The following is a 12,431-nucleotide window of genomic DNA, read 5'->3' as shown; positions in this document are numbered from 1 at the left end:
CGTTCTTAAACCCTAGGCACCTTTGCCTCAAAACTATTCTTTTTTAAAATTCATTTTTTCCGAAGCTACGTAAGCTGCGGATCCGACATCGAATCTTGGATCCAGCCTGGCCTTCCAACCATCTACGTCCTGATAAGCTAACTCTATGTACAATCATTTGATTAGTTGCTCAACTCTTCCTTTAGTTTAAGGCAAGCCCGCCCCTAATTCAAGGAGATTCATTCCCCAGGAAATGATAGGATCCGAGGCGATTCGAGGGGATTTGATTATGTATAAAAATGAAGCTTCGGATTTGATAATACGATCCACTTATCCAATCTGGCGGACATAGGAGCCGTTATTTGTGATAATACGAGCTAAATAGCCAGTCTTGCGGACATAGGAGCCCTTATCCATCGAAAAACAACCACAATTCCCGCATTTTGGTGAAAATAACGACTCTAATGTCCGGCGAACTATCATAATACCTGATTTATGCTGGAATAACGGCTCTCATGTCCGCGAACTCTACATTTGTCTCGCTTCTCCCCTTTATCTCCACTCCTCCTCTTCTTCTCCACTCTCTCGCCTCGCTAATACGCCAAAAACCAAACCATCCGACAAAAGGAGTGGTTTGGTTTTCGGTTCTACGGTTTAGCTACCCACCTTGGCTGCCACATAACGATTAGTCGGAACTGGCAGGCCTAAGTTTCCACGCAACGTATCCGACTCGTACTCCGTCCGATAGATGCCGCGCTCCTGCAGGATCGGTACGACATGCTCCACGAAATCCTTCAACGTACCGGGAGTGGCCCCATGGATGATAAACCCGTCAGCCGCCTCTTCCTCGTGCCATCTCTGGATCAGATTCGCGATTTTCTCCGGCGTACCGATGAATTCGCTGCGCGGAGTAGCCGAGCGAATGGCAACTTCACGGAGCGTTAGCTGTTGCTCTTTGGCGACTTGCTTAAGCTTATCTGTACCGCTGCGGAAGCTGTTCGAGCCTAAATCTCCAAGCTCGGGAAACGGCTCGTCAAGCGGATACTGGGAGAAATCGTGGTGGTCGAAGAATCGGCCCAAATATTCCAGCGCCTTGTCGATGGTCACCAGATTGGCGAATTCCAGATACTTTCGCTCGGCTTCTTCTTCGGTTTTCCCGATAATCGGACCAATGCCAGGGAAGATGGCGATCTCGTCGCGAGAACGGCCGCCAGCGACAGCGCGATCCTTCACGTCCTTATAGAATCGTTTCGCTTCTTCGATGTTCTCATGTCCCGTAAAGACGGCGTCCGCTCCTTTGGCCGCCAGCGTTTTGCCGCTTTCCGAAGATCCGGCTTGGAAAATCACCGGATGCCCTTGCTTGGACCGGGCGATATTCAAGGGACCTTGCACGGAGAAATAAGTCCCTTTATGGTTCAACTGATGCAACTTGGATGGATCGAAGAAAACGCCGGATTCCTTATCGCGGACGAAGGCGTCGTCCTCCCAAGAATCCCATAGTCCGCGAGCGACCTCAAGAAACTCCTCGGCGATTTTATAGCGCTCATCGTGCGAAGGATGTTCCGGTTTACCGTAATTTTTGGCGGAGCCCTCCAGCGGAGAGGTTACGACGTTCCATCCCGCGCGTCCCCCGCTAATATGGTCGAGTGAACCGAACTGCCTGGATACGGTGAAAGGTTCGCTATAAGAGCTGGACAAAGTACCGACAAGACCGATATGCTTCGTAACCGCCGCCAATGCCGACAAAATCGTGATCGGCTCGAATCGGTTCAGGAAGTGCGGAATCGACTTCTCGTTAATGTATAAGCCGTCCGCGATAAACACGAGATCGAATTTTCCGGCTTCCGCGGTTTGTGCCTGCTGCTTGTAAAATTCGAAGTTTACGCTTGCGTCGACAGGCACATCAGGATGTCTCCATGCGGAGATATTGCCTCCTACCCCATGAATAATCGCGCCTAGTTTTAGCTGTTTTCTTGTCCCCATCTTAATTCCTCCCATTCTTGACTCTCCAATTTCTCCTAGTCCCATCTCTTAAACCTTTAGCAGTGCCGCTTCCTTCAACTGAAGCCGATAGCTCTTCACAAGCACCTCTCCGTTGTTGAATTCCTTATCGTAAGCCCGTTCGAAGCCCAATCGTTCATATAGTCTGACGGCGGAGTCCATAATATCGGAAGTATGGAGATGGATCGTTTCCGCGCCCCAATCCCGCGCGAGCTTGGCGCTCGATCGAATCAGTTCCGTTGCCACCCCAAGTCCGCGAACGCTGGGAGATACGCCGAGCAAGCGAACAATGGGAGTATCAATGTCCAATTGCGGCGCGCCGTACGCCGTTTCGGCACCGTCATACAGGAACACGCTGCCAACGATTTCCCCGTCCAACACGGCAACGAGCCTAGCTTTCGTCGTCTCCGAATCTACCGATTGCTCGATGTTTTCTCTGTATTGCTCCCAACGTTCCCTGGAAAGGGTATGTTCATATTGTTGGTAAGCGGCCTTGAGAACTTCCTTAATCGCTACGCGATCGCTTTCCTCAGCGGCGCGAACAACGACTTTGCTATCCGACATGATCTCCACCTCGTCTCTCAGATCGTGCAGCTCGAGTTCTGCGAGCTGATCTCGCCTTGCTTGATTCTATCGATTTGTTTCAAATGGACTTGAACATGGGCGGTAAAAGCCTGAACGATAGCCGCAATCGTCACCGTTTCCCCTTTGAAGTTAACCCCGGTCTTGTTCCAATCGTCCGGCGTCAAACGGCGGAATAGCAAGCTGTTATAGATCAGCAGGTTTCTGAAAATATCGAGCACGTCCGAAGCTTTACCTTCATTCGCCTTCTGCCCGGCAACCCAGGGATCCTGGCTGAAAGCGGGCAACCGAACGTCGGAGCCGGACAACACTTCGCGAATACGGAAGCTCACCACGATATTATGATCCGCTAGATGCGTAAGCACCTCCGTAACGCTCCACTGGGTATCATTCGCTTTCCATTTTAGCTGTTCGTCAGATAACCCCGAAATCGCTTCTTGCAACTGCTCGTAAGTGTGTAAATAAGAATCGATGGGATCAAGAGATTGGCTCATGCGTATTGCCTCCTTAAGAAAGGTTTATGATATGGATTGCGCAAATCGGGAAACGGAGAATAAGCCGACATTCTGTCCCCATTGGCCCCCCTCGATCTGGTTAGCCAGTAGCTCGCCCACAACGCTTGAGAACTTAAAGCCATGACCCGAAAATCCTCCTGCGAGTAAAACGTTCGAATGCTCGGGATGAGTATCGATAATAAAGTGATCATCCGGCGTATGCTCGTATTTGCATACCGCGCTTCTGAGAAGCTTGCCGGCAGCCCCCGGCAGGAACGTATCCAATGCGCGGCGCAGGTCCCCTTCGTCTTCGGGGTAGGCGCCGAATGGTTCGGACTCCTGACCCGGCTGCCATTCCACTCCCGTTTCATGACGGCCGATTTTTACTCCCGCACCCGAGATACTGGGAAAACCGTAGTAACCGCCTAAGCTGCTTCCGAACGTGAATCCGGGGAAGTTGCCTGCGTCGAACGAATTGCCGCTCGGCTCGAACCAGCCGACGACTTTACGGACGGATCGGATAGGTAGCCTGATGAACGGCTCTAACGTCTTGAACCAAGCTCCTGCGCTGAGAATGACTTTATTCGCTATAAATTCGTCCGATTTCGTAGATACCGATACGAACGAGTTGCCCGGTTGAATGCGAGTCACGAACGCGTTCGTCAACAACGAAGCACCCGCTTGCAGAGCAAGCTTCTTATAGGCGGACACGCATCTTTCGCTATAGAGATACCCGGCGTTAGGTTCATACATCGCGCGGTAATGATCGGGGATTCGTACGCCCGGCCAGCGATCGCGGATTTGCTCCGCATCTAAATCTTCGATAATGACCCCGTGATCGGACGCGTCCTGAAACCTGCCTTCATAGGAATAGAAATCCGGGTCCGCGACATTCAACACGCCTGCCCTCTCCAGCAGCTTCTCTCCCGTTGCTTCTTCCAGCTCTCGCCACAGCTCATCCGCGCGAAGCGCTAGCTTAACATAAGAGGGTCCTCCGCTATAAGCATGCCTGATCAAACGCGGATCGCCGTGATGGCTGCCGTTCGGATGAGGGGGATCAAAAGCGTCTATTAGCAATGTCTTGAGACCTCTGCGGGCAAGCTCGTATCCTGCGCTCATCCCCATCGATCCCGCTCCGACTACGATAACATCGTATAATTTTCGAATGGCCGCTACCTCCTACTTAAGGGACTGACCTGTTAAATGCGCCAAAGCGTCAACGGCTAATGCAGCAAAGAAAGATGCGCCGATTGGAAGCGCGCGTTCGTCTACATCGAAGGCGGGATGATGCCATTCCTGAGGACCTGAAGTTCCTAAGAAGAAAAAGATGCCCGGCGTCCGCTGCAAGTAAAAGGAGAAATCCTCCCCAGCCGGCGAAAGCGCCGGATCTACGATCGTCAGGCCAAGAGATTCCGCGGTTCGCGTCGCCTGTTCCGCCCATTTCGGATCGTTCACGACAGGGGGCGGACCTTCCAGCCATTCCACCGTTGCTTTCGTTCCAAGCGCGGATGCGACTCCCGTCACGACTTGCTCGAATCGTTCGCGTACCTTACCTCTCACTTTCTCGTCGAATGTCCGCAAGGTGCCGTCGAATACGGCCTTCTCCGCAATAACATTCCAAGCGGTTCCGCTATTCAGACGCGTTACGCTGATGACCGCGCTATCGAGCGCGCTAACGTTCCGGCTGACGATCGATTGCAAAGCGGTAATGATGTGCGCGGAAGCGACGATCGGATCCAATCCCGCTTCCGGCACGGCGGCATGCGTGCCTCGGCCTTCCACCTCTACGATGAAGCCATCTGCCGCAGCCATAATCGGACCCGCTTTAATGCCGATCGTGCCGACCGGCAAGTTCGGCTTGTTATGCAATCCGAATATCGCCCGCACTCCCTCCAGCGCTCCGCTGGCAATGACTTGCGATGCGCCCTTCGCCTTCTCCTCCGCCGGCTGGAACAGAAACCTAACCGTTCCCTCTAGCTCTTGCTCCTGCTTCTTAAGCAATAATGCCGCTCCCAGCGCCGTTGCCGTATGGAAATCGTGACCGCAGGCATGCATCTTGCCGGGAACGCGCGAAGCGAAAGGAAGATCCGTCTCTTCCTGAATCGGAAGAGCGTCGATATCCGCCCGGATCGCGATAATCGGCCCTCCGCGCAGCCCTCCGACTTCGGCGATCAATCCGGTCTTAAGCGGATAATTCGCAATCCGGATTCCCGCATCGAGAAGCCAGCCGCGAATCGTTTCCGTCGTCTCGAACTCCTCGTGCGATAGCTCCGGATTGGCGTGCAGATGTCTCCGGAAAGTGACTAACCGTTCTGCTAACGTCTCTGCCGTCAATGTTCCCATTGTTCTTCCCTCCCGAATTCAATTCCGTATACCTATCCTAATTAAGCCGGCTGCTCCTCGAAAGCTTCCTTCAGCAATTGGAACGACCGGACGCGCTTGCCGAAATCGGGAACGATCGTTGTAAAGATAAGTTCATCCACATCATAGGTATCCCGTAATTCCAATAGTCGCTTGCGGACGGTTTCCTTAGTCCCCTTCGTAATGTCCGCATCCCGTACTTCCGCCGTATACGTCTCTCCCGTTTGCCTCGCGAATTCCTCCGCTTGTTCCAGTGTTCCCACGTTTACGGTTTTACCGCTGGACAACGTCACCCGTACGTTCTTGAATTGGCCTGCAAGCTCCTTAGCTTCCTCTTCTGTATCTGCCGCAATGACCGACAGCCCTAATATCGTTCTAGGCTCGTTGCCGCTCGCCGTGTTGAAATGCTCCCGGTAAGTATCGAATGCGGCTCGGGCCGCTTCCGGATCATTATTAATGAATAACGCGAACGCGTATGGGTAACCTCTCTCCGCGGCGAGCCTAGCGCTGGATACGCTCGTTCCGAGCAAATAGATTTCCGCCGGTTGAGCCGGCAGCGGATTCGCTTGCAACCCTGCGAGCGAATGATCCTCTCCTAGCGAGCCGGTCAGCAATTGTTCAAGCTCGACTAGCTTAGCCTCCAGAGTTTCGGGTTCCGCGACTCCCTTCTGCAATGCCTTCGTCGAACGGGGCAATCCGCCGGGTGCCCGGCCGATTCCCAAATCTACCCGTCCCGGCGCGAGAGACGCGAGGACGTTAAAGTTCTCCGCTACCTTATAAGGGCTGTAATGCTGGAGCATGACGCCGCCTGAGCCGATGCGGATTTTGTCCGTATGAGCCAGCAAATGCGAGATAAGAATCTCGGGAGAAGCCCCCGCCATCTGCGGGGAGTCATGATGCTCCGATACCCAGAATCGCTCGAAGCCGAGCTTCTCCGCCAGTTGGGCAAGCTTGATCGTATTTCCCAAAGCCTCGGAAGGCGTCTGTCCCGGAAATACGATACTTTGATCCAATATACCGAATTTAAGCGTCATTTCTCACTCACTCCACTCTATGAATTTATATCGAATAGGCGCTTTCGGGGGTAATCCTCGCCAGGAACTGTTTCGTTCTCTCCTCTTTGGGAGATTGAAAGATGACTTTAGGCGACCCTTCCTCGACGATCACGCCTCCGTCCATGAACACCACATGGTTCGCGACATCTTGCGCGAAGCCCATTTCGTGCGTCACGATAATCATCGTGATCCCTTCCTTAGCGATCTTGCGAATAACGGCTAGCACTTCTCCTACCAGCTCTGGATCCAACGCCGAAGTCGGCTCATCGAACAAGATGACTTCCGGATTCAATGCTAAAGCGCGAGCAATCCCTACGCGTTGCTGCTGTCCGCCCGACAACTGGCTCGGATAGGCGTCCAATTTCGTGCCGAGGCCCACTTTCTCCAACAGCTCCGCGCTCAGCTTGCGCGCTTCCTCTTTCGTAAGCTTTTTCACGACTACGAGCCCTTCCATCACGTTCTCCAAAGCCGTTTTATGACGAAATAGATTATATTGTTGAAAAACCATCGCGGTTTTCTGTCGGAGCGTATGAATGTCTTTCTTCGCGGGTTTTCGGCAATTGACGGTGAATTCGGCGATGGAAATTTCTCCGTCGCTCGGCTTCTCTAAATAATTGATGCACCTCAGAAGCGTTGTCTTGCCTGATCCGCTAGGTCCGAGAATCGCCACGACTTCGCCTTTCTCCACAGTTAGATCGATGCCTTTCAACACTTCGTTGCGACCGAACGACTTGGAAATCCGACTCAGCTTGATCATGTTACACCCCCGCGATTGTATAGATTAATACGCTTCTCGATAAGCGCCGTCAGTCTCTCGACGAGAACGGTGAGCCCCCAGAAAATAACGGCTGCCGCGAGATAGGCTTCAAAAAACTTCCAATTCGACGAAGCTACGATCTGGGCTTGCGCGTTAATGTCTACGACGGATACGGTAAACGCGAGCGTAGAACCGTGCAGCATCCCGATCACTCCGTTAGACAGGTTCGGCAAGCTTGCCGCGAACGCTTGCGGCAATACGATGCGTCGCAGCGCTTGGAACGTTGTCATTCCAACCGAGTGCGCAGCTTCGAGCTGTCCCCGATCCACGGCGATAATGCCGGAACGAACGACCTCGGACATGTAAGCTCCCGCCGTAATCGAGAAGGAGATATAAGCAAACCCGATCATCGGAATCGACACGGAGCGGAAGGACCAACCGAAGGACTCGGCCAAGCTATCGATCAGCATCGGAAGCCCGAAATAGATCAATAACAAATGCGTGAGCATCGGGGTACCCCGGATTAGCGTGACGTATCCCGCGGCAAGCGGATGCAGTACAGGAACCTTGTATATTCGAATCAAAACTACCGCCGTTCCGATCAATAATCCGAAGAACATTGAAACGATCGTAATGTAGAGAGTCGTCGGGATGGCCGGCAAGATTTGGACGAACGCGGTCCAGATAAACGAGGGATCCAATGTCATATTCCCGTCCCTCCCTTAGTCCATGCGACTTTCGTTTCCAATCTGCGTTTAAGCCATTTTTTTCCTAACGAAACTCTCTCCGCTGTCTCCGACCTGCTCTCATGCCTTAGAAGTCTCCGTTCGAGGGCAAAGAAAACCTTCTCCAGCAGGAAACTCAGAATAAAGTAAATCGCGGCAAGCGCAATGTAGGATTCGATAAAATGTCTGGATAGCTGCCCAAGGGACTGCGATTTGGCCGTTAATTCCATCACCCCGAGCGTAAAGGCGAGAGAGGTGTCCTTAAGAGTCGCGATGATCAAGTTTCCTAGAATCGGAATCGCCACGGCCAACGCCTGCGGAAATACGATTCTCGTAAAAGCTTGGAAGCCGGTCATTCCGACCGCATATCCCGCTTCGATCTGTCCCCGGTCGACGGTCGTTACCGCGGCACGGATTCCCTCCGAGATATAGGCGGCGCTATGCAATCCGTAAGTTAAAATAACAAAGTAGAGAACGGGTACTCGGGATACGTCGATATGGACGGTCTTCAACAGTTCAGGCAGCCCGTAGTAGAACAAGAACAGTTGGATAAGGATAGGCGTTCCCCTGAAGAAGGAAGCGTACACTTGGGAAATCCGTTGCAGAACCGGAATGCGATAAAGCCGCGGAAGGGCGACGAGAAATCCGACGCCCAGCCCTACGACGATTGAACCGGCAACGATTAGCAACGAAATCTTGATGAACGGAAGCAGCTTGACGAAATATTCGAACACGGCGGTGATATCGAATTGTGCGCCCATATTACGATGTCACCCTTCCTTGGATTAATGAGCCTATTCGGCGGTAGTGAAATCTTGGCCCAGCCATTGCTTGCTTAACGCGCTAAGCGTGCCATCGGCTTTAATCTCGGTGATCGCTTTGTCGATCGCATCGGCGAGCGCTTGCTCATCCGGATCGTTCTTGCGGAATAAGAAAAGGATGTCGGCCGTACTCAGAGCTTTACCTACCGTTTTCAGCTTTTTCTCCGGGTCGATCAGGCTGAGCGCGAAGTCCGCCGCAACCGTAGCCGTTACGCGTCCCGACTCGATCTGCTCCACGGTATCGTTAGCGGCGCCGCTTTGGTATACGATTTTGTAGGTGCCCGGGTGATCCTTGTCATAATTTTTAAGAATTTGATCCGCAGCGCTCGATGGATGCGTGATGACTTTCTTGCCTTTCAAATCCGCCAACGTTTCGATCGGATCATTATTGTTCACGGAGACGACGATTTTGTTTTTCCAGTGCGCATAAGGCACTTTGTTAAACAAGTACTTTTCCGTTCTTTCCGGATTTTTCTCGATCTCGTGGGCGACAAAGTCGACTTTCTTCGTCTCTAGGCTTAGCAGCAAGCTAGGCATGGAATCCAGCAATTGGAATTCGAATTCGTATTCCGGCAACCGCTTATCGATTTCTCTGACGAGCTCGATATCGTAACCGGTCAGCTTACCGTTCTCGTCAAGGAAGCACACTTGAGGGAATAAGCTCGACGTTCCTACGATGATTTTCTTCGCCTTGACCGGGGCTTCCGGGCTTGAGGACGCCGATTCGCTAGCAGGCCCGCTTGTCGATGCGCTGTCGGATGATGATGCGGACGATTCGGAAGCCGTATTATTGTTCTTGTTGCCGCAAGCGGCAAGCGTAAATACTAAGATAAGCGCGAGCGGTAAAATGACCCATTTTTTCATTTCGGTTTCCTCCGTTTATGGTCTATTATTAAACTTATAATTCCTACTGGAAAAGTAAGAATTATGTCTGCAATAAACTTACCACCTCGCTCGCTTCAACGTCAATGCGGTTGGTAATAGAGATTTTCTATACGACGATACAAAAAAGCGATAAGAAAGAAACGGATAGCGTACCTAGTTGCGGCTGTACGCAAAAGGCTGTCCCACGTCTCGTCGACTTACGGACAGCCCTCTGATAATAACGGCTAGCTATGATTAACGGTTAGGAAATAACAATCTTCTCTTTGGCACGTATACCGAGCCAAGTGATCTCCTCGGCCAATTCTTCCGCGGAACGATCCAATCTCTCCTGCAGCTCCTCGGACAACTCGAATACACCATTATCTAGCCGTTGCACCCACTGGTCGATCGCATATACTCCGCCGATAATGTTGCGGCTGCCGAGCACGGAAATGACAGGCTTCAGGGCGTAATCCAAGCTCAACAAATGCGCGATCGTGCCACCGATGAAGAGAGGAAGCGTCACTTTCCCTTTCAGACCCGTTTGCGGGAGCAAGTCCAAGAATGCCTTCAAGATTCCGGTGAAGGAAGCTTTATAGACCGGGCTAGCGATGACGACTCCTGTCGCGGACTCAACTAATGCTAGCGCCGCCAAGATTTGCTCGTCCTTGAAATTCGCATGCAAAAGCGCCTCGGCCGGCAGCTCGGCTACCCGGACATGGCTAACCTTAATGCCGTTCTCGACCCACTTGCTTTCCACACGATCAATCAACCCGTTCAATCGGGATCCCGGCGTTGGACTTCCTGAAATGATGACGATATGACTCATAAGTAACTCCTCCTAATGGTGGTTTAACTGTTTGCCAATCTCAATGATCTCATTTAGAAATTGCGTATGCTCGCCAAGATTGGCGATCACATTCGTTTGCAAGGAAATGCCTGACGTCTCGGGGACGCGTAGGGGAATTAATCTCCCGTCGGCGATTTCCTGGCGAACGCTTAAGCCCGGAAGGAACGAAATGCCTGCCTTGCGGATGACTAACTTCTTGGCCATCTCGGAATTATCGGTCTGAATCTGGATGTTAGGCGGACGTTCAATGTTCTCGAACACCCGATGGATTCGCAGCCAGTCCAGCGCCCCGCATTCGAAAAAAACAAGCGGCTGTTCCGCGATCTCTTCGACGGTTAGGCGCTCAACCCCGACGAACGGATGATCCTCGTAGGCATACAGGGAGATCGGATCCTCGTAAAAAGCGATCGATTGCAAATAAGGATGGTTCACCTTGCGGACGAAGCCGATATCCACTTCCTTGTTCAGAACTTTACCTACGATATCATCGGTAGTGCCGGTTACGAATTTGTAGTGGGTATTCGGAAATTTACTCTTTAACCGAGGAAGCAGTTCCGGAATGATGTAGTTGGACACCGATACGGTGCAACCGATCCTGAGCTCCTCCGGCATGGCCTTCTTCTGGTTCACGTGAAGCTTACCCTTCTGGTACGTCAACAGAAGCTGCTGGGCGTAAGGCAAAAACCGCTTGCCTTCCTCGGTAATCTGGATTTGTTTGCCATGGCGGTCGAACAGCTTGCAATCTAGCTCCCGTTCGAGAGATTGAATGCGAGCCGTAACCGACGGTTGGGATAAGTATAACGCTTCCGCCGCTTTATTGAAACTTCCGCAGTGGATTACGTATACGAACGCCTCGATATTTTCTATGTTGACTAGAAGCACCCCCATTTGCCGCGATAGGACCTCATCGGCCAAACAATAATATATCCAATAGGATAACTCGGAATTAAAAAGTTGTAAAGAACAAATTTTCTACGGGTTTATAGGAGGGAATGATCTTGTTTGAATACGTACCTTGAAGAGCTAGGACACAACCCGGGATTCATTAAGCTCAATTGCTCCGCGAAGAGAGGATCCCGCCGGGCAAGCGCTTCGTAATAGCTGCTGATTACGTGATTGCCGGGAACCGATCCGTTGTGAAAGACAAGCCCCTCCGCCTGGCTTACATGTTTATAGCTGAACGTCTTTTCCCTCCTAGGCGGCTTATACGTCTTAGGCGGAAGATGCGTCACGACATCATAGCGGTTCTGAACGCGGAAGCTCTCATCTACCGTTTCCCCATAAGCATTCGTAAACTTAGGATCGCCTACCCTAGGGGAACCGAAAGTATAGACGATCGGGAAAGTGAAGGGGGAATTAACGGCAACGTCTAACGCGCATAAGGTGGCTAACGCCCCTCCCAGGCTATGCCCGGTAACGTATAACGTTTTGTCTGCGGATAGGCCGTCTAGAACCGTCAATATCGATTCCCTTGCCGAGTAATAGATGTTCGAAAATCCGCGATGGGTAAGTCCCGTATTAGGCACGCTCTTGAATTTGACTTGACTCGCCATCGCGTCGGATATCCAATCGGTCGTCGTGCTCGTTCCCCGAAACGCGACAATCACGTGACTATCGGACTGAAGAATAAAGCCGAATTTCTCCGTAACGCCTGTCAGCGATCTCGCGCGAATTCCCTCGACCATCTCATAAGAATACGGAATAACGAATTGCCCGTTCGGATCGTTAAAATGCTCATAAGTTTGACTGCATACGGAAGCCAAGAAGATGGCCGTCCGGTTATCGAATCCGCTCATCGGCATACGCTCCTCTTTAACATCATCTCTTTCCCATACACTATTAGGAAACAATGCAAGAGGTGCCTAGCTATCGCCGGAATCGCCGAAGCTAATGGAGGGAAAAATAAAAACCGTAGCTCCCAGCTAGCTGAGAGAACGGTTCG

13 protein-coding genes are annotated in these 12,431 nt (G+C 51.8%); all 13 read right to left on the bottom strand.

Translation table 11 applies throughout. The annotated features are described in order from the left end of the window. Positions 1–633: 633 nt before the first annotated feature. A complete protein-coding gene (locus L3D05_RS05425) occupies positions 634–1,962 on the bottom strand; it encodes an LLM class flavin-dependent oxidoreductase (RefSeq protein ID WP_239614992.1) in 1,329 nt (442 codons plus the stop codon). A 48-nt stretch (positions 1,963–2,010) separates the two neighbouring features. Beyond that, positions 2,011–2,544 (bottom strand): GNAT family N-acetyltransferase, encoded by a 534-nt coding sequence (locus tag L3D05_RS05420; RefSeq protein WP_239614991.1) that lies wholly within the window; start codon positions 2,542–2,544, stop codon positions 2,011–2,013. Positions 2,545–2,561: 17 nt separating this feature from the next. After that, positions 2,562–3,056: a DinB family protein gene (locus tag L3D05_RS05415; RefSeq protein ID WP_239614990.1), complete on the bottom strand. Its 495-nt coding sequence runs from the start codon at positions 3,054–3,056 to the stop codon at positions 2,562–2,564. Positions 3,057–3,080: 24 nt separating this feature from the next. Next, the gene (gene solA, locus L3D05_RS05410) at positions 3,081–4,223 is read right to left on the bottom strand and encodes an N-methyl-L-tryptophan oxidase (protein WP_369417957.1); all 1,143 of its coding nucleotides are present in this window, start codon (positions 4,221–4,223) and stop codon (positions 3,081–3,083) included. 12 nt (positions 4,224–4,235) lie between these two features. Next, the gene (locus L3D05_RS05405; protein WP_239614988.1) at positions 4,236–5,399 is read right to left on the bottom strand and encodes an amidohydrolase; all 1,164 of its coding nucleotides are present in this window, start codon (positions 5,397–5,399) and stop codon (positions 4,236–4,238) included. Between the two features lie 41 nt (positions 5,400–5,440). Next, positions 5,441–6,451: an LLM class flavin-dependent oxidoreductase gene (locus tag L3D05_RS05400; protein WP_239614987.1), complete on the bottom strand. Its 1,011-nt coding sequence runs from the start codon at positions 6,449–6,451 to the stop codon at positions 5,441–5,443. A 25-nt stretch (positions 6,452–6,476) separates the two neighbouring features. Then, on the bottom strand, positions 6,477–7,229 hold the full coding sequence (locus tag L3D05_RS05395; protein WP_239614986.1) for an amino acid ABC transporter ATP-binding protein: 753 nt from the start codon (positions 7,227–7,229) through the stop codon (positions 6,477–6,479). Beyond that, positions 7,226–7,936, bottom strand: coding sequence for an amino acid ABC transporter permease (locus tag L3D05_RS05390; protein WP_239614985.1), 711 nt, complete (start codon positions 7,934–7,936; stop codon positions 7,226–7,228). The genes L3D05_RS05395 and L3D05_RS05390 overlap by 4 nt, the downstream gene beginning before the upstream one ends. After that, the gene (locus tag L3D05_RS05385) at positions 7,933–8,715 is read right to left on the bottom strand and encodes an amino acid ABC transporter permease (RefSeq protein ID WP_239614984.1); all 783 of its coding nucleotides are present in this window, start codon (positions 8,713–8,715) and stop codon (positions 7,933–7,935) included. The genes L3D05_RS05390 and L3D05_RS05385 overlap by 4 nt, the downstream gene beginning before the upstream one ends. A 33-nt stretch (positions 8,716–8,748) precedes the next feature. After that, positions 8,749–9,639: a transporter substrate-binding domain-containing protein gene (locus tag L3D05_RS05380; RefSeq protein ID WP_239614983.1), complete on the bottom strand. Its 891-nt coding sequence runs from the start codon at positions 9,637–9,639 to the stop codon at positions 8,749–8,751. 262 nt (positions 9,640–9,901) lie between these two features. After that, positions 9,902–10,468 carry an NADPH-dependent FMN reductase gene (gene ssuE, locus L3D05_RS05375; RefSeq protein ID WP_239614982.1) on the bottom strand — a complete coding sequence of 189 codons (567 nt, stop codon included), beginning with the start codon at positions 10,466–10,468 and terminating at the stop codon, positions 9,902–9,904. Positions 10,469–10,480: 12 nt separating this feature from the next. Continuing rightward, entirely contained in the window at positions 10,481–11,377 is an 897-nt protein-coding gene (locus L3D05_RS05370; RefSeq protein ID WP_239615345.1) for a LysR family transcriptional regulator, read from the bottom strand. A 92-nt stretch (positions 11,378–11,469) separates the two neighbouring features. Beyond that, positions 11,470–12,285 (bottom strand): lipase family protein, encoded by an 816-nt coding sequence (locus L3D05_RS05365; protein WP_369417948.1) that lies wholly within the window; start codon positions 12,283–12,285, stop codon positions 11,470–11,472. Between the last annotated feature and the right edge of the window lie 146 nt (positions 12,286–12,431).

It is taken from the genome of Cohnella mopanensis (assembly GCF_022352055.1).
Lineage (GTDB): Bacteria > Bacillota > Bacilli > Paenibacillales > Paenibacillaceae > Cohnella > Cohnella mopanensis.
The sequence above is the reverse complement of the archived record's forward strand: the minus strand, read 5'-3'. Positions and strand labels throughout refer to the sequence as shown.